This window comes from Vibrio sp. 10N.222.54.A3 (assembly GCF_041474095.1).
Taxonomy (GTDB): Bacteria; Pseudomonadota; Gammaproteobacteria; order Enterobacterales; family Vibrionaceae; genus Vibrio; species Vibrio crassostreae_C.
Genome location: NZ_JBFRTN010000029.1, coordinates 36,700 through 55,192, shown reverse-complemented (window position 1 = coordinate 55,192; position 18,493 = coordinate 36,700). Strand labels below are relative to the sequence as shown.

Annotated in this window: 13 protein-coding genes; 3 read left to right on the top strand and 10 right to left on the bottom strand. The window is 46.1% G+C overall.

From position 1 onward, the window contains the following. The first annotated feature begins 73 nt into the window (after positions 1-73). Positions 74-511, top strand: coding sequence for a universal stress protein (locus AB4507_RS08550; RefSeq protein ID WP_017061372.1), 438 nt, complete (start codon positions 74-76; stop codon positions 509-511). Positions 512-596: 85 nt separating this feature from the next. Here AB4507_RS08550 and AB4507_RS08545 read toward each other — a convergent pair whose 3' ends face one another. Continuing rightward, on the bottom strand, positions 597-1,559 hold the full coding sequence (locus AB4507_RS08545) for a D-2-hydroxyacid dehydrogenase (protein WP_372111113.1): 963 nt from the start codon (positions 1,557-1,559) through the stop codon (positions 597-599). A gap of 36 nt (positions 1,560-1,595) precedes the next feature. Continuing rightward, positions 1,596-2,330, bottom strand: coding sequence for a pseudouridine synthase (locus AB4507_RS08540; RefSeq protein ID WP_372111110.1), 735 nt, complete (start codon positions 2,328-2,330; stop codon positions 1,596-1,598). Positions 2,331-2,488: 158 nt separating this feature from the next. On the opposite strand from AB4507_RS08540, the gene AB4507_RS08535 reads away from it, so the two are divergent. Further along, positions 2,489-3,766 carry an NRAMP family divalent metal transporter gene (locus tag AB4507_RS08535; RefSeq protein ID WP_372111108.1) on the top strand — a complete coding sequence of 426 codons (1,278 nt, stop codon included), beginning with the start codon at positions 2,489-2,491 and terminating at the stop codon, positions 3,764-3,766. A gap of 92 nt (positions 3,767-3,858) precedes the next feature. On the opposite strand, the gene rapA is transcribed toward AB4507_RS08535, so the two are convergent. Then, entirely contained in the window at positions 3,859-6,768 is a 2,910-nt protein-coding gene (rapA, locus tag AB4507_RS08530) for an RNA polymerase-associated protein RapA (protein WP_017062952.1), read from the bottom strand. Positions 6,769-7,234: 466 nt separating this feature from the next. Between rapA and AB4507_RS08525 the strand changes: the two genes are divergently transcribed. Further along, a complete protein-coding gene (locus AB4507_RS08525) occupies positions 7,235-8,614 on the top strand; it encodes a PhoH family protein (protein WP_017062953.1) in 1,380 nt (459 codons plus the stop codon). 108 nt (positions 8,615-8,722) lie between these two features. On the opposite strand, the gene tldD is transcribed toward AB4507_RS08525, so the two are convergent. The 7 genes from tldD to mreC all read right to left on the bottom strand — a co-directional run bounded on the left by tldD (position 8,723) and on the right by mreC (position 18,467). Further along, entirely contained in the window at positions 8,723-10,168 is a 1,446-nt protein-coding gene (gene tldD, locus AB4507_RS08520) for a metalloprotease TldD (RefSeq protein WP_017061366.1), read from the bottom strand. Between the two features lie 19 nt (positions 10,169-10,187). Beyond that, on the bottom strand, positions 10,188-11,000 hold the full coding sequence (locus AB4507_RS08515; RefSeq protein WP_017061365.1) for a carbon-nitrogen hydrolase family protein: 813 nt from the start codon (positions 10,998-11,000) through the stop codon (positions 10,188-10,190). A gap of 94 nt (positions 11,001-11,094) precedes the next feature. Continuing rightward, a complete protein-coding gene (locus tag AB4507_RS08510) occupies positions 11,095-14,970 on the bottom strand; it encodes a YhdP family protein (protein ID WP_017061364.1) in 3,876 nt (1,291 codons plus the stop codon). 10 nt (positions 14,971-14,980) lie between these two features. Next, positions 14,981-16,450 (bottom strand): ribonuclease G, encoded by a 1,470-nt coding sequence (gene rng / locus AB4507_RS08505; RefSeq protein WP_017061363.1) that lies wholly within the window; start codon positions 16,448-16,450, stop codon positions 14,981-14,983. Positions 16,451-16,470: 20 nt separating this feature from the next. Then, positions 16,471-17,094 carry a nucleoside triphosphate pyrophosphatase gene (locus AB4507_RS08500; protein ID WP_017066953.1) on the bottom strand — a complete coding sequence of 208 codons (624 nt, stop codon included), beginning with the start codon at positions 17,092-17,094 and terminating at the stop codon, positions 16,471-16,473. A gap of 7 nt (positions 17,095-17,101) precedes the next feature. After that, a complete protein-coding gene (gene mreD, locus AB4507_RS08495) occupies positions 17,102-17,590 on the bottom strand; it encodes a rod shape-determining protein MreD (RefSeq protein ID WP_017061361.1) in 489 nt (162 codons plus the stop codon). After that, positions 17,580-18,467 (bottom strand): rod shape-determining protein MreC, encoded by an 888-nt coding sequence (gene mreC, locus AB4507_RS08490; protein ID WP_004735927.1) that lies wholly within the window; start codon positions 18,465-18,467, stop codon positions 17,580-17,582. The genes mreD and mreC overlap by 11 nt, the downstream gene beginning before the upstream one ends. Positions 18,468-18,493: the final 26 nt, after the last annotated feature.

Here is an 18,493-nt window from a genome sequence, read left to right as displayed (position 1 = left end):
TGGCTTTATTACATGGAAAGGATAATTACAGTGCTAAGTGAAAGCTTAGCGCTGATTAAAAAGAGACGAATACATGTATAAACAAATCCTTGTTCCTGTTGATCTTAATGACAAAGGCTTTTCTGATAAGGCAGTCGAACTGGCGGTATGGCACGCAAAACACAGCAATGCTGAAATCCACATTCTGAACGTACTACCAGGCATTCACATGTCGATGGTGGCGTCTTACTTCCCGAAAGATGCAGCGAACCAAATGAAGCTTGATGTTAAAAATCAGCTGAAAGAGTTTGCTGACAAGCACATTGACGATGAAGTGGTGTATAAAGTTCACGTTGCCGAAGGCAAGACTTACACAACGATTCTAGATTACGCAGAAAAACTGGGCGCTGACCTTATCGTGATGCCTAGCCATAAGCGTTCGAAAATCGACAAAGTTGTGCTTGGTTCTGTTGCAAGCAAAGTGGTACAGAACTCACCAATCAATGTATTGGTAGTTAAGCCGCAAGGCTAAATCACTTAATCGACACAACGATCTAAAAAGGTTGGCCTAAAAGCCAACCTTTTTTGTTTTTCGTTCACGCAATTTAATTCTTCAATCAACTCACTAAGTTCTGCGGATTACCCGCAACAAACCCATCAATATTGTCGATTAAGATATCAGACAGCTTTTGAATTGAACTGTCACTGCCCCACGCCACATGTGGAGTGAGTAATAAGTTCGGTAAGTGGCTATTAGCCAATAGTGGATTTGAGTTGTCGGCTGGCTCTTGTGTAAACACATCCATACCTGCGCCTGCAATCTCATGTTTTTTCAAAGCCTCAACTAGGGCTTGTTCATCTACTAGACCTCCGCGCCCGGCATTAATTAATACCGCGCTCGATTTCATCATTGTGAGCTCTCGCTCTGAAATCAGATTTTGGGTCGCATCAGTCAATGGGCAATGTAGACTGATCGCATCCGCTTGCTTCAATACCGTATCAAAAGGTAGATACCCTTCTCGACAAGACTCTGCTCCTTTTCGCTCGGCAAACATCACCTTCATACCAATCGCTTTGGCTAACATTGCGGTGGCTTGACCTAAGCTGCCACTCCCCATCAACCCCAGTGTGCTGCCAGCCACATCTTGAATCGGATGAGTAAAGAAGCAGAACTGCTTGTCCTTTTGCCACTCGCCCGCCTCAATGTCTTTATGATAACCAACAAGGTTTCGTTTAAGTGCAAACAGCATTGCGATGACATGTTCAGGAACCGATTGAATCGCATAGCCTTGCACGTTTGTCACTGCAATGTTTTTAGATTTGCAGTATTCCACATCGACATTATTGACACCGGTCGCTGAAACCGCGATCAACTTGAGTTTTTTCGCACCAGCGAGATTCGACTCATTGAGCACTACCTTGTTAGTGATCACCACATCAGCTTCTTCAACTCGCTCTGATACTTGCTCAGGAGCTGTGAAATCATACTCTACCCATTCATGCTCAAAGCTCAGAGGCTTTAAATGAATTTGAGATGGGATAGTCGCTCTATCGAGAAACACAACTTTCAGCGTTGGCATTCTTCTTCCTTGGTTAGATCTATGAATCAGTCCATTCTAAGCTTTTAGCTTACTGTAGTCTGGAAGCTCAGGCGCAATTTCAAAGTGCTGTTCGATTTGTGGCGATGCTTGAGGATAAAACTCACACGGAACAAAGGCTTTGAATAACTGATCATTGGCCGGGTGATAAAAACTGAGTTCACACGCGTGCAGAGCTAACCTCTCGCTATAGATAAATGCATCTGGCGTTGCATAAAACTCATCACCCACAATCGGTGCGCCTATTTCCATGCAATGCACTCTCAATTGGTGAGAACGCCCGGTAATTGGCAGTAACTTAAGTAAAGTCGTTTGGAGTTCTTGCTGTTCTACCACATAACGAGTCTGAGATGATTTACCATCCTCGAAACACACTTTCTGCTTCGGCCGGTTTGGCCAATCGCAAATAAGAGGGAGGTCAATCAAACCTTCAGCTTCTTCTACTGAACCCCATACTCGGGCGTAATAGAGTTTGTGTGTCAGTCGATATTGAAATTGCTTCTTCAAATGACGCTCAGCTTGTTTGTGTTTAGCGAGCAGCATCAAGCCTGAGGTCGACATGTCCAATCGATGAACGACTTGAATCTCTGGAAATTCGACAACTAACCGACTCCACATGCTGTCGTAATGCTCAGGTAACCTACCCGGAACAGAAAGCAGGTCTGCAGGCTTGTTCACCACAAGAATATCGTCATCTTGATAAACAATATCAATCCACGGTTCACGTGGTGGTGTGTACTGTTCTAACGCCATTGAAGCCTCTTAATTGCTAGTGAACAAATAATTCACGGTTGATTCGTTTATAAATAAATACAATTTTCAATATTTTCGTACATAAAAGTTGACGGCTTTACAAAACATGGTATTGATAGGGTAACAGATAATAAGAAGTCAGCATCAAAGGAAAAATGATGGAAAGTACGGTTAAAACCACCAACACAAAAACACCAACCTCAGCTCCCCTATCAAGTTTAATTAAGTCTCTTGGCCCAGGCGTTATGATGGCCGCAGCGGCTGTAGGTGGTTCTCACTTAGTCGCCTCAACCAAGGCGGGTGCGATTTATGGTTGGCAGCTTGCCGCTCTCATTATCCTCGTTAACGTATTTAAATATCCATTCTTCAGAGCCGGCATCCAATACACGCTAGGAACGGGTCAAAGCTTGGTGGAAGGTTACTCTAACCTAGGCCGCCCATACCTTGTGATCTTTTCGATCTTGAGTGCCATATCTGCGGTCGTGAATACCGCTGCCCTGCTATTATTCAGTGCAAGCCTACTCAGTTACTTTGTTCCTTTCGATTTAGCCACTAGCACCTTGTGCATGATCGTTTTAGCGACCTGTTTGATCATTCTGTTTGCTGGCCATTATCGTGCTCTAGATACACTATCTAAAGCGATCATGGCGATCTTAACCATCACAACCTTAGCTGCAGTCGCCATTGCTATCGGCTCTCCAGTCGAACCTGATGCTGCTTTTGTTCCACCGTCGCCTTGGTCATTGGCTGCTATTGGTTTTATCGTGGTGACCATGGGTTGGATGCCTGCGCCTATCGAAATATCAAGCATCACCTCTATGTGGCTAAAAAGCCAAAAAGAGAAGCAGGAAGTGACCGCACAATCAGCGCTGTTCGACTTTAACGTTGGCTACATTGGTACGGCGCTGCTTGCTTTAGTATTCGTTGCGTTAGGCGCGCTAGTACTTCACGGTTCGGGAGTTGAACTGTCTCGCTCCGGTGTTGGCTTTACTCATCAATTGGTCGGCATCTACGCTTCGACAATTGGTGAATGGTCTCGCCCGTTAATCGCTCTTATCGCTTTCTTCTGTATCTTTGGTAGCACCATTACCGTTATCGATGGCTACTCACGCGTGCTTGCTGAATCACAACGTCTATTATTCAAAAAAGATTCAAGCCCAAGAATGCTGCAAGGCTGGATAATCATTGTCTCTATCGCGGCACTCGCGATTGTGATGTTCTTTAGCGCAGCACTGATGCCTATGCTCGATTTCGCAATGGTACTCGCGTTTGCAACAACGCCATTCTTCGCGCTGCTTAACTTCATCCTAGTGAATAAGGCTAAGCTTCCAGAAGCACTAGCCATTGGCAGCAAACTAAAATGGTTGTCTGTAGCAGGTCTTGTTTACCTATTTGGTTTCCTAGCGGTATTTGTTTGGTGGAAGTGGTTAATGTAACCAGCTACTTGAATTGTTAATTAAGCTACAGATACAAATAAGGCCTTCATAATGAAGGCCTTATTTCGTTGAAGCATTTCGCTAATTCAAAACTAGTTGTGAGAAACCACAATCAAGCGTAATGAATCTAGCTGAACCTGAGCTTTGCTGATGTAACCGGTCAGTTCATTGATTTGAGCTTCGATTACCTCTAGCTCTTCATCACGAATATTAGGATTCACGGCTTTAAGCGCTTGTAGACGCTCTAATTCACCGTTCAGGTTAGTCTGCATATCTCGTTGAGCTTGTTCACGCACTTCTTCCACTTTAGGAAGTACGTGCGTCTCACCCGCTTCGATTAGCTTGTGAATTTCACCTTGTACCGAGTTAACTAGCTTGCTCGCTAGGTGACGGTTTACAGGGCTTAATTGACGGTTAAAGCTGTCGAACTCAACCTGAGCTGATAAGTCATTACCACGGCCATCCATCATCAAACGAATTGGCGTCTTAGGCAAGAACTGGCTGATACCGCTGCGTTTCGGCGCTTGCGCATCCACAAGGTAAACCAGCTCAAGCAGGATAGTACCCACTGGCAGCGCTTTGTTTTTCAGTAGTGATACCGCTGATGCACCAACACCTTCACTCAGTAGCAGATCGATACCGCCCTGAATCATTGGGTGTTCCCAGCTAATGAAGTTCATGTCTTCACGAGAAAGCGCAGTATCACGATCAAACGTGATGGTTGCGCCTTCGTATGGTAAGCCTGGGTAGCTTGGCACCATCATGTGCTCAGACGGCGTTACAACCAGAGCATTCTCACCCTTGTCGTCTTGGTTCAAGCCAATCGTATCGAACAGGCTTAGTGCAAACGTTACTAGGTTAGTGTCGCCGTCAGTCGAGGCAATCTTCTCTGCAATTTCATGCGCTTTGTCGCCGCCGTTTGAGTGCATTTCTAATAGGCGATCACGGCCTTTTTCTAGATCTGATTTCAGGCTTTGATTTAGCTTGGCAGACTCTTCAATCACTTCATCAAGTTGCTCAGTGTTACCAGAAGCCAGCATCTCGATAAGAACATCTGAGTACTTATCGTAAACCGTGCGACCCGTTGGACAAGTTTCCGCAAATGCATTCAGACCTTCATCGAACCAACGCGCAAGGATCGCCTGTGATGTGCCTTTTAGGTAAGGAACATGAATGTCGATATCACGCAGCTGACCGATACGGTCCAAACGGCCAATACGTTGCTCAAGCAAGTCTGGGTTGAATGGAAGATCGAACATCACAAGTTGGTTAGCGAACTGGAAGTTACGACCTTCAGAGCCGATTTCACTACAGATAAGAACCTGAGCGCCGCCCTCTTCTTGAGCAAAGTAAGCCGCAGCTTTATCACGCTCTAGAATCGACATGCCTTCGTGAAATACGGTTGCACGCACACCTTCACGCTCACGCAGTGCTTGCTCTAATTGAAGAGCCGTACTTGCACGAGAGGCGATCACTAGGATTTTCTCGCTGCGCTTGTCTTGGATCTTTTCAATCAACCAGTTAACGCGTGAGTCGAACTGCCACCAGCTTGAATCTTCACCTTCAAACTCTTGGAAGATCTCTTCTGGATACAGCATCTTCATTGCACGAGCTTCGGGAGCCATTTTGCCACCGATCATGCCAGATACACGCATTGAGGTTGTGTACTGCGTTGGAATCTCCATCGGCAGTAGGTTTACATTACGCTTAGGGAAGCCTTTGATTGCAGCACGTGTGTTTCTGAAAAGAACACGGCCAGTACCATGGCGATCCATAAGGTTATCAATCAATTCTTGGCGAGCTAACGCTTGCTCTTCTTCGCTGCTATCACCTTCGATAACGCGGAATAGAGGCTCAACATCTTGCTCAGAAAGCAGTTCCGTAATCTGGTTCTTCGCGCTGTTTTCAAGCTTCACTCCAGAGAACAGAGCCGTTACTGCATCAGCAACCGGTGCGTATTGGTCTTCTTCTTCAACGAATGCTTCGTAATCGTAGAAGCGATCAGGATCAAGCAGACGCAGACGTGCAAAGTGGCTCTCACGACCAAGCTGTTCAGGCGTTGCTGTTAGTAGTAGCACACCAGACGTATTTTCCGCTAAGCCTTCAACCACTTGGTATTCACGGCTTGGTTTGTCTTGGCTCCACTCAAGGTGGTGCGCTTCATCGACAACCAACAAGTCCCACTCGCCTTCAAGTGCTTGCTCGTAGCGCTTACGGCTCTTACGTAGGAAGTCCAAAGAACACAGAACGTACTGCTGGGTATCAAACGGGTTGTCTGATTCAGCAAACGCTTCAATACAACGCTCTTCATCGAAGATAGAAAAATGCAGGTTGAAACGGCGCATCATCTCTACTAACCATTGGTGTTGTAGAGTTTCAGGAACCACAATCAGAATGCGTTCAGCACGGCCAGACAGCACCTGTTGGTGGATGATCATGCCCGCTTCGATGGTTTTACCTAGGCCCACTTCATCAGCCAGTAAAACGCGCGGAGCGTGACGACGACCCACTTCATGAGCGATGTATAGCTGATGAGGGATCAAGCCAGCACGCATACCACACAAGCCACGCATCGGGCTCTTGTGTTGTTGGTACTGGTTGCTTAGCGCACGGTAACGCAACACAAAGTTATCCATACGGTCGATTTGACCTGCGTATAGCTTATCTTGTGGCTTGTTAAAGCGGATCTGGTTGCTTAAGAAGATTTCACGCAGAGTGACTTCTGTTTCTTGGGTATCTTCGCGAGTACCTAAGTAGGTTAGCAGCCCTTTGTCTTCGATAACTTCTTCGACAGACAGAGACCAACCTTCTTGGCATTCGATGACATCGCCTACATTAAACGTTACTCGGGTTACGGGAGCATCAGTACGTGCATAAACACGGTTTTCTTCTGACGCTGCAAACATTAGTGTCACTGTGCGAGCATCCATTGCTACAACGGTACCTAAACCTAAATCGCTCTCCGTATCGCTTATCCAGCGTTGCCCCAAAGCAAATGTCATGAATCGACTACCTCAATCTTATAGTTGGAATTTGGTCTTCTTAACTGCAGTTTTAAACAAGAACATTATCGCTCCTGAACTAAAAATATAGCCAAAAATGTCTAGTTTGCAGCCACTTTTTAAGTGCGCTCTCAATAATAAATATCTCGAGAAAATGGTGCAGAAAAAGGTCGCTAATCTTACTCGATGCTGTGATTTAGGTCACGCCTAAAGGAGATGATTTCATGCTTTTTTTCTGTTTTCGCCAGTGCAATCAAACTGTCAAAAATTCATGGTTAATCTATAGGTAGCAGATTGCTGCTCTCAAACGAATACACCATATTCACTCGTAACGATATGGTGCTGTTCCTCTAGATGAAGTTTAGGTGAGTAGTTGACTATCACCAGAATCAGATACTAATCTTTATATGAGCTTTATCTACGTTCAATGAATGCAAGGCAAGCCGCACGTCGGCAAGGAGATGCTATGGGCGAGACCAACCGGAAGCTATTTGTTTTAGACACCAATATCCTACTTCACGAACCCTTCGCTATATTTTCTTTCCAAGAGCACGATGTCGTTATCCCCATGACAGTGCTAGAAGAACTCGACAGAATCAAAGACAGTAAAAGAGACGTTGCTCGAGATGCGAGAATTGCGATTCGAACGCTCGAAGACCTGTTCAGGGAAGCCACACCAGACCAAATATCGGAAGGCATCCCTTTTTCTAAAGACATAAATGCATCTGGCAGTATTTCAATACTCGCTGACTACGAACTTCAAGAAAGCATCAAAGCCTTTGCCGATGACAAGGCGGGCGATAACCGAATCCTCAACGCTGTCCTCTATCTTCAAAATAAACGCGCACCACGCGAAGTGGTTCTCATCACCAAAGACATCAATATGCGTTTACGAGCAAAAGGCGCCGGTGTACGTTTTGTTGAAGACTATCAAACTGACCAACTGATTGATGATATCCAATACCTCACCAAAGGCTTCCAACAACTGGAAGGCTCATTTTGGGATGGTATCGATAATGTCGAGAGCAGAAGTTTAGGCGGCAAGACGCTGCACACCTTAGCAAGAGCGCCGTTCGAGCCAACCTTCCTCAACCAATATGTGATTGACGAAGAAAGTGACTTTGCCGCTCGAGTCGAGGAGATTGAGCCGGAAAGCATTACCCTGAGAGACCTCAGCCGCGAAAGATTGATGAATCGCAGAGCATGGGACATCACACCAAAGAACGTCTATCAAGGCATGGCGATTGATGCGCTGCTCGACCCTGATATTGATCTTGTGATTCTCACTGGCGCCGCAGGTAGTGGTAAGACACTGCTTGCTATGGCTGCTGCACTTGAACAAACCATTGAACGTAAGCAATTCGATAAGATCATCGTAACCCGCAACACCCCTGATATTGGTGAGTCGATAGGTTTCCTTCCGGGTACAGAGGAAGAGAAAATGTTGCCTTGGTTAGCCGCAGTGACCGATACACTGGAAGCGCTGCACAAGAACGACCACTGCACAGAAGGCTCGATGAAGTACATCTGTGACAAAGCCAATATCCAGTTCAAATCAATCAACTTCATGCGTGGCCGCTCGATTCAAAATGCCTTTGTGCTTTTGGATGAGTGTCAGAACCTCACCGCTTCACAGATAAAAACCATCATCACCCGTTGTGGTGAAGGTACTAAGATCGTCTGCTCAGGTAACTTAGCGCAGATAGATTCTTCTTACCTAACCCCTGTGACTTCAGGCTTAACCTACATGGTTGAGCGTTTTAAAAACTTCGAAGGCAGTGCCAACATCCACCTCAATGGTGTGGTGCGTAGCCGACTAGCTGAGTTTGCGGAAGAGAACATGTAGTGACTCTATACGCTCACTGAATCAGTAATCTAAAAACAAAAAGCGCCTCACATTGGAGGCGCTTTTCAATTTAATATTTTGAAGTAAGTCGGCAGAGGTTAGTCTGAATTACTCAGTACCACCAACGGTTAGCGAGTCTAGTTTCAATGTTGGTTGACCAACACCCACTGGCACACTTTGACCAGCCTTACCACACACACCCACACCACGGTCGATGCTTAGGTCGTTACCCACCATAGACACCTGCTGCATCGCTTCGATACCAGAACCGATTAGCGTCGCGCCTTTCACTGGGTGAGTGATCTTACCGTTTTCAATCATGTACGCTTCAGACGCTGAGAATACGAACTTACCTGATGTGATATCGACCTGACCGCCACCGAAGTTCGGTGCGTAGATACCTTTCTCAACCGTCGCGATGATCTCTTCCGGTGTGTGTTCGCCCGGTAGCATGTATGTATTCGTCATACGTGGCATTGGAAGATGCGCGTATGACTCACGACGACCATTACCTGTCGGTGCTACACCCATTAGACGAGCGTTCAGCTTATCTTGCATGTAACCTTTTAGGATGCCGTTTTCGATTAACGTATTGTACTGACCGTTAACACCTTCATCATCGACGTTCAATGAACCGCGTAGATCCGTTAATGTACCGTCATCGACAATCGTACATAGGCTTGAAGTTACTTGCTCACCAACTTTGCCGGAGAATACTGACGACTCTTTACGGTTGAAGTCGCCTTCTAAACCGTGGCCTACCGCTTCATGCAGCAGAACGCCCGGCCAACCAGAACCAAGAACCACAGGCATGGCACCAGCAGGCGCTGCAACCGCTTCAAGGTTAACTAATGCTTGGCGAATCGCTTCATCCGCAAATTGGTAAGCAACTTGAGTGCCTTTGTCATCACTTAAGAAGAAGTCGTAACCAAAACGGCCACCACCACCAGCGCTACCACGCTCACGACGATCACCCTTCTGTGCAAGTACGCTAATAGACAAGCGAACCAGCGGACGAATATCACCAGCGTAAGTGCCATCAGTCGCAGCAACCAGCATCTGCTCATGCACACCACTTAAACTCACCGATACTTCAGTCACCATCGGCTCTTTAGTGCGAATGTAAGCATCTAATGATTTTAGTAATTCTGTTTTCTGCTGTTTTTCCCAACTCGCAAGCGGGTTAACTGCATCATAGTAAGCTTGATTAGAGTTGCGTTTGAACGCTTGAACCTTGCCGTTTTGACCTTGTTTAGCAATACCACGAGCCGCAATTGCGCTCTGCTTAAGACCATCCAATTGGATTTGGTCAGAGTAAGCAAAACCAGTCTTTTCACCAGATACTGCACGAACGCCAACACCGCAATCGATATTGAAAGAGCCGTCTTTAATAATGCTGTCTTCTAGCACTAAAGATTCGTGCCAGCTTGACTGAAAGTAGATATCAGCATAATCAATTTGGCGGGTAGCAATACTCGCCAATGTATCTGCGATATTTTGCTCCGTAAGCCCTGTCGGGTTCAGTAGCGCTTCTTCAATTTGATTAATGCTCATAGATGGCTCTTGTTTGTAATTAAAATTGATTGGTAAATCGAGAGTGTTGCGCGATGGGCATATTTTGCCTAATGGACTCGCAACTGGATGTGTCTATCTCAACCACCATACTTTTAGGATCTTGGTCTAACTGTGCGACCACTCGTCCCCATGGATCAACCACCATTGAGTGTCCCCATGTTTCTCTTTGGCAAGGGTGTTTTCCGCCTTGACCTACCGCGACAATCCACGACTGTGTTTCAACCGCGCGGCATCTTAATAGTACTTCCCAGTGCGCTTGACCCGTTACCGCTGTAAAAGCCGCAGGCACCACAATGATTTGTGCCCCTTGCTTACGTAACTCTGAATACAAGTGTGGAAAGCGCACATCATAACAAATACTCAAACCTAAGCGACCAAAAGGCGTTTCCGCTGTCACAACTTGGTTGCCCGGAGTGAAAATATCCGACTCTCGATAGCACTTATGGGCGTCAGCGACATCCACATCAAACATGTGTAGCTTGTCGTAATGAGCAACGAGGCAACCAAAATCATCAATCACCAAGGTGGTGGTCGTCACTCCGTTAGTTGTGCTTATCGGCATACTGCCAATGACGATCCAAATTCTGTGAAGCTTTGCTAGCTCAGAGATTTTCTTTTGCAGTGGGCCATCATTAAAAGGCTCAGCACACTGGTGATAGTCGGCTTTACTGCCAAAAACTAACGCGTTTTCAGGGCAAACAACCCACTTAGCCCCCAACTCTTTGCACTTTGCAACTTCTTGAGCAAGGTACTCAAAGTTCAATTCAGGGCTGGGGCCAGATGTCATTTGAATCAACCCAACACAATCCATGTGTATCGCTCCTCCATTCATTATGATTCAGAAATCAGCATTTCACCGTATATTCGCTGACTCGGGCATAAGGTCTTTTCGGCTAATTTAAGGCCTATTCGGCTAATTTTCTCAGCTTCTCTGGCAGCTGAAACTCGCCAGAGCTACGAGAAAGTTCGCTCACCGTTGGTGAATCCAATGGTCCTTTCACCGAATAATTTACTTGGGTAAAGACTTCCACAACTGGCGAGATAACCGTGGTCACCGCCAATACGTACAGCGCCGTTTGAGGGGTTACCGCAAAGGCCGTTAATACGGGAATACCCGAGGTAATATCTGGGGTAAAGTTCACCTCAGCATCAACCTGACGCGTGTTGAGGTTAGCGATACCTTTGATTTTCATCTCACCTGCGACCGCATCCATGTTCAGATCATTGGTCAGGAAGATACCATTTTGAATCTCGCCCGTTCCGGTGATGCTGTTGAAGGCCATACCTTTATCAAACACATCTGAGAAATCGAGCTGCATCTTACGGATGATCGAATCTAGGCTAAACAGGCCAAGTAATCGAGCTGCGCCGCTCACATCCGAGATAATGCCTTTACCAAACTTGGTTTTAACGTTGCCATCAAGGGTATCCATTTTGATTCCCCAAGGCGAACCATCCCAATTTAGTTGACCTTCCAACGCGAATGGCGCTTTTTGAATCCCGGAAGTAATACCAAAGCGCTCCATGAGCTCGCTGTTGTTTTCACCTTCAACATCAACGGTTAACGATGAATGACTCTTGTCACCTTGCAGTTCCCACCAGCCACTCACATCCGCTTTGTTACCGCCGCTTCGCACCTGGATTTTGTTCCACTCGATACGATCTTCGTTCCTCGTCATTTCAACATCGACCTTACCCACCTTGTAGCCTTGCAGCCAAAAGTCGTTCAGCGTCAGGGTCAGGTTTGGCATCGCATCGTGGATCTCTCTATCCAATTTGGATATCAATGGCGCAGCTTGTTCTTTACGTTGCAGCAGTTGCTGATCTTGGTTGTTCTTATCACTCCACTCAGGAACAAACAGATGCAGACGATCCAGTGAAACTGTCAAATCATAAGGAGGCAGGTAGTTAATATCCCCTTCTAGCTCTTGGCTAGACACTTCCATTTGCCACGCCTGTTTGTTCTTACTAGCACTAAAATCGACGTCATTCCAAGAGATACCACCCAAGATCAGCTCTTTACTCTCAAAGGTAATACGGCTTGGCGCAGGTATGGTTGGCGTGTTCATTTGACTAAGTACAGCCGTTGAAGGCTTTACCGGTTCCATTACAACCGATAACCAATCATCGGCATTGAATTTGTCTGTACGAATCAGGGCGTGATGGCCCACCACCGGGCTAATTTTGTAGCCACCGCGACCAAGCACTAAGTTGGTCGCCGTTAACTCAGGCACGTCGCCTGTGATATCAATCTCAGCTTGGTACTTGGTGTTTGGCAATTGCAGGCGCGCGGTAATCGTCTCTTGGTTACCCGATGCCTGTAGCCTTGCAGAGCCACTTTCTAGTGATTTTTTCGCCAATGGATATGGGTAATCACTCGCCAAGTATTTTAGGTCTGACTGTAAGTCTAGTTGGTAGGTAAAGCCGATATCATTCAGCTGGATATCAATCTGGCTTTGCCATTGCGCATGACCTGATAAGCGGCTTAACCATTGCTCACCGATGTAAGGTTCTAGAGGCTTGACGTCCCAATCACCTAACACATCAATATCAACTGCATAGCCAGGACCATCATTAAGGCCCTTAAAATCAAGCGAGATACCTTGGTTAAGCAGATCCGCAGCGAGGCCATTTGCCGTCACTACGTCATTATCAAATTCAATTCGACCCGTGGTGTTCTCGAGCACCATTGGCGGCGCTTCAATCTCAACATGGTTGCCACTTAAGTCGGCGTAACCCCATGCTCTTGCTTCTTTTTCAGAATCAAACGGAATATTCAGCTGGAACTCCGAAGATACATCACCACTCACTTGAAGTGCGGTTAAGGCTGCGCCTACCGAGCCCACCAGTGGCGAAGACGTCATGTAATCGCGTACTGCGTTGCCAGACGCCGTCGCTTTAGCTTCAATTTCAATATGGCCGCCTTCCCCTAAATAAGGAATGCGTCCTGTGATTCGATCTGCCGTCACATCCATCAGTTGAGCTGAGCGAGAATCCAGATGCATCGCATCATTTTCAAACAACAGATCAAGCTGAAGATCAGTAATCAGTGGCCACGCGGTATCAAAGCTGAATTTCGCATCTTCTAAGCCAACCCAAACCTGGAAAATACCATCGTGGTTAGTGTATGGGTATTGAGACAAATCACCATGCCACAACAGTTTTACGGTATCCGCTTTACCGGCTTGAATCGCAGTTGAAAGGTAGTCTGTTAGATCTTGCCCAAGAGCCAGTGTAGGTAAGTAGCGCCATGTTTCACCGACATTGTAAGCGTCCGCTTCGCCGTAGAAGGATAAAAACGGGCTCGCATCTTTTGGGAAGTCTAAGCGGAATGCGCCTAGTACTTGTAAATCGGGGGTGGCAGCTGTGATTTTGTCTGACCACAGCTTCCAGCCGTTTTCATCTTGCTGCCAAACAATATCAACCTGACCTTGTTTGATATTCAAAGGCGCTTGGAATACGTCACCATAAGGGAACACATCGTCAATAACATGCAGGCTAGCTTTCGCTTCCGAGGCCGAACCAAACACACTACCAGACACTTGGCTAAAGCCTGGGACTAGCTCCCACTGCTCGATAGCAAGATCAGAAAAACTGGCTGAATAACGTAAACTGTCAATTCCCGAACCCATGGAAACACGGATATCAGAAACAGAGCCGCCCGGCGCCAATACGTTAATCATTTTGGTTGATTGTTCAGAGTCAGGCAGCAGCTTAATCAACGGAGTAATAGTCGCAATATCCAGCTCAGAAATGTTGAGTTGCCATGGACCTTGATTCCACTTGAACGCTACGTCGAGTTCCGGCCAAGGTGTGTCATCCGTTCTAAGGTTTAGTGAGTGACCATTTACTTGCCAACCATCATCAGTCGGCGACAACTTAAAGACACCGGACTCAAGCATGAGGTCATGCTCGCCATCTTCGTTCCACGCCAGTTCTGAGGGTAAAACCTCAACATAAGCGCTCACTGGCTTGCTATTTCGCAGCGTAAGCCAGCTATTCAAGCTCACAGTACCCGTTTCAATGCCGGATTCCGCCTGCATATAATGCGTAAGCCATGGCTTAACAGAAATGCTGTCGGCACTGACATAAAACTCACCAGTCACATCAGTCAGTGACCCACCATCAATAAAGTTAGCACTCACTGACAGAGAGTTTAGATTGGCATCTTTGATACTCACCACACCTTCAGCAAGGTGATGTTTGTCTGAATTTTGCCATTTTAAGGTTTCTATATCGAGCTGACGTTCTTCACCCGAAACAGAGTGATAAAGAATAGAAGAATCTTTTGCAGTTACATCGACGAGTGTTTTTAGCAGTAAATTATCGAGCTCTTGTATCACTCGCTTGGAAGACTCGGGATCTGTAGGTTCGTCTTTGCCATTTTGTCCGGCAAACAGATCAATTGAGCGGATATCAAGATACATTTGATTCATGACTAGATCGGCCACAACCGGGCGCATCTGCACGAGCGATTGAATCAAGTCAAACTCGACTTCAACACGCTCAACAGAGAAGGTCACATCTTCTGCATTGGGGAGGCTAGCTTTAACGCCTTGCAGAGCAATAGAGGGGTGAGTGTTACGCCAAAAACCGCCCACATCTTGAATCGAAAAATCAAAACCGGAGTGTTGGTTTACCCAAAGCTCAATTTCAGATTGATACTTGTTTAAATTGGGCAAGGCTACACGCAGTGTAGTAACGGCAATGGCTAGCGTTACTAAGAGAGTAACCACTAACCATAAACATGCACGTAGAATCAGAGTAACGCTTGAGCTCACAAAATTTCCATTACATCATAACAACATCAAACTGCTCTTGTATGTACAGAGGCTCAGCCTGGATTTTAACTTGCTTACCAATAAAGACTTCAAGCTCCGCAAGCGCATGAGATTCATCGCCCTCTAACGCCTCAGCTACGGCAGCTGCCGCATAGACCACAAATTTATCGGCGTCGTACGCACGATTCACTCGCGTGATCTCTCGAAGAATTTCATAACAAACGGTTTCAACTGTCTTCACACTGCCGCGGCCTTCACAAGCAGGACAGCTCGAACATAGGATATGCTCAATACTTTCACGAGTACGTTTACGAGTCATCTCAACCAACCCAAGCTGCGTGAAGCCATTAATATTGGTTTTCACACGGTCTTTGTCGAGCGCAGCCTCTAAAGAAGTTAGTACTCGCTTACGATGTTCCTCAGACAACATATCAATAAAGTCGATAATGATGATGCCACCTAAGTTACGTAGACGCAGCTGACGAGCAATCGCTTGAGTCGCTTCTACATTGGTGTTGAAAATCGTCTCTTCTAGATTACGACGACCAACAAACGCGCCAGTGTTGATATCAACCGTGGTCATCGCTTCAGTTTGGTCGATAATCAGATATCCACCAGACTTTAATTCGACTTTACGATCCAATGAACGCTGAATTTCGTTCTCGGTATCGTACATATCAAAGATAGGCTTATCACCTTCATACAGCTCAAGCTTGTCTGTCAGCTCAGGCACGTATTCAGAGGTAAACTCTTTTAGGTTTTCATATTCTAGACGAGAATCGACCTGAATCTTGCTCAGCTCAGTACCGACGAAGTCACGTAAGATACGTTGGCTTAAGCAAAGCTCACCATACAAACGAGTACGCGCCTTGTGCTTACCACGACGCTCTAATACTTTTAGCCATAATCGCTTCAAGAATGCGGCATCTTGTGCCAACTCATTTGAATCTGCACCTTCTGCTGCTGTGCGGATGATGAAGCCACCGTGTTCGTCACAGTAACGAGACACGACTTTTTTAAGACGGTTACGTTCAGACTCGCTGTCGATACGTTGAGATACACCAACATGACTTGCGCCCGGCATAAATACCAGATAACGAGACGGTAGAGTGATATCAGTGGTTAAGCGAGCACCTTTAGTACCAAGAGGGTCTTTGACCACTTGCACCACAATGTCTTGCCCTTGACGGACAAGCTCTGAAATATCACGAACCTGAAATTGTTTCTTTTCGTTTTCAGCGACACATTCAGTGTGTGGGACAATATCAGAGGCGTGTAAAAAAGCTGCTTTCTCAAGGCCTATATCCACAAAAGCCGCCTGCATTCCCGGAAGAACACGGCTTACACGTCCTTTATAGATATTTCCTACGATACCGCGTCGAGCATCTCGTTCGACATGGATCTCTTGAAGAGCCCCCCCTTCAATCATGGCCACACGAGTTTCACTCGGGGTCACGTTCAGCAACAATTCAGCACTCATGGTGCACCTCAGGTTAGTAATTATAAGAATTCTTGCAGTAGCTGGTCCGTTTCAAATAAAGGTAAGCCGACAACGGCGTAATAACTACCTTCGATTCGGGTGACAAAGCGTCCGCCCAAACCTTGGATCCCATAGCTACCGGCTTTATCGCATGGCTCCCCTGTTTGCCAGTATTGTTCTATTTCTTTTTCACTGAGGGGTTTAAACCATACGTCGGTAATAATGATTTCTGTTCTTTGTTTTTCTTCTGAAACCACAGAAACCGCCGTCATCACTTGGTGACGTTCATTCGCTAACTGAGTAAGCATGCGCTTAGAGTCAGCAAAATCGGTGGGTTTCTCAAGCACTTGCCCTTGGCTTACGACGACTGTGTCAGAACCAAGAACGACTATATCAGAGCCATGATCTACAGTATCAGAACTAGGAACGACATGCTGCCTTTCAGAAGGGTTATCTTTCAATAAAGACAACGCAGCTAAAGCTTTATCTAAAGATAGTCGCTTAACATATTCTTCGGCGGTTTCTTGAGCGTGTTTACACTCTTCAACATCGGTTACGAGGACAGAAAACTCATAACCGAGTTGAGATAGCAATTCTTTGCGGCGTGGAGAGCCGGATGCCAAAACTAAATGTTTCTTTTCCATCGTCACGCTACCTCACATGCCAATGGCGACGCACGCGTCTCATTAATAAAAACATCCAAGGCCAAAGTATACAGTTTATCAATGCGCTCCATAACGATAACGGATTGAAAACAACATCTTGGATCAAATATTCACCAAAGAAGATCAACACCTCAAACAAGACCGTTAACGCGGCAATGATCATCGCTTGCTGCCATAACGCCATGTTACGAATGACGAGGAAGTTCATCGCAATAATGTACATCACTATTGCCATCATCATGCCTCGAATACCCAGAGTAGAGCCGATCAAAAGGTCCCACAATAAGCCTAAAATCAAAGCACTACCCACGTTAACACGATGCGGTAGAGCCAAAACCCAGTAACACGTAACCAGCAGTAACCAAGATGGTCTAAATAAATCTAAGCTACCAGGCCAAGGGATCGTCTGCAGAATCAGTGCTATTAAAAATGAGCAGAAAATTACTACCTTGCTTCTCAAAACGCTATTGGCCATCTTCGCCCTCTAACAATGCTTGTTCTATGCTCGATTGATCCGCTTGCATCTGTTTGTTTTCATCAGGCCATACAAGCAGCAGGTATCTGAGCTTATCGAACTCAACCACAGGCTCTGCTTTAATCACAGCGAACTCACGTTTCGGGTCGTAATCAACGGCCGTAACATAGGCGACTGGATAACCTTCTGGATATACCCCACCAAGACCTGATGTCACCAACAGATCTTCTTCTTGTATATCGGTACTGGTTGGAATGTGCTCTAGCTGGATCTCATCAATCATGCCATTGCCCGAAGCAATCACACGGATGTCATTACGAATAACCTGAACAGGAATCGCATTGTTTGCATCAGTGAGTAGTAATACACGACTATTATGAGCAGCAACGAAAGTGACTTGGCCGACAATGCCTTTTTCGTTGATCACCGGCTGACCTTCATACACCCCATCAATCTGACCTTTGTCGATCACGACTTGATGGCGATATGGTGAAGTGTCTACCGCCATAACTTCTGTGACGACTTTCTTCTCATCACGGATAAACGGCGAGCCTAACAGCTTACGAAGGCGCTTGTTTTCTTCTTGATATTGCTCAAGCAGAATCAGCTCGCTCTTCAGACGCAAGACTTCTCGTTTAATATTATGGTTAGATTCAATTAACCCTTTGCGAGTGCTAAAACGGTCGTAAACACCATCGAACATAGTGCGAGGCAAGTTGGCTGCATATTGAATAGGCGCAACCATGCTGTTTAATAGATAGCGAACATTTGAGAAAGCATCTAAACGACTATCAGCCAGCATAAGGCTGGCTGATAAAATTACAGCAAAAAACAGGCGCAATTGTAGAGAGGGACCTCTACCAAAAATTGGCTTCATTCTATATTTGGTCCTAGAGCTACATT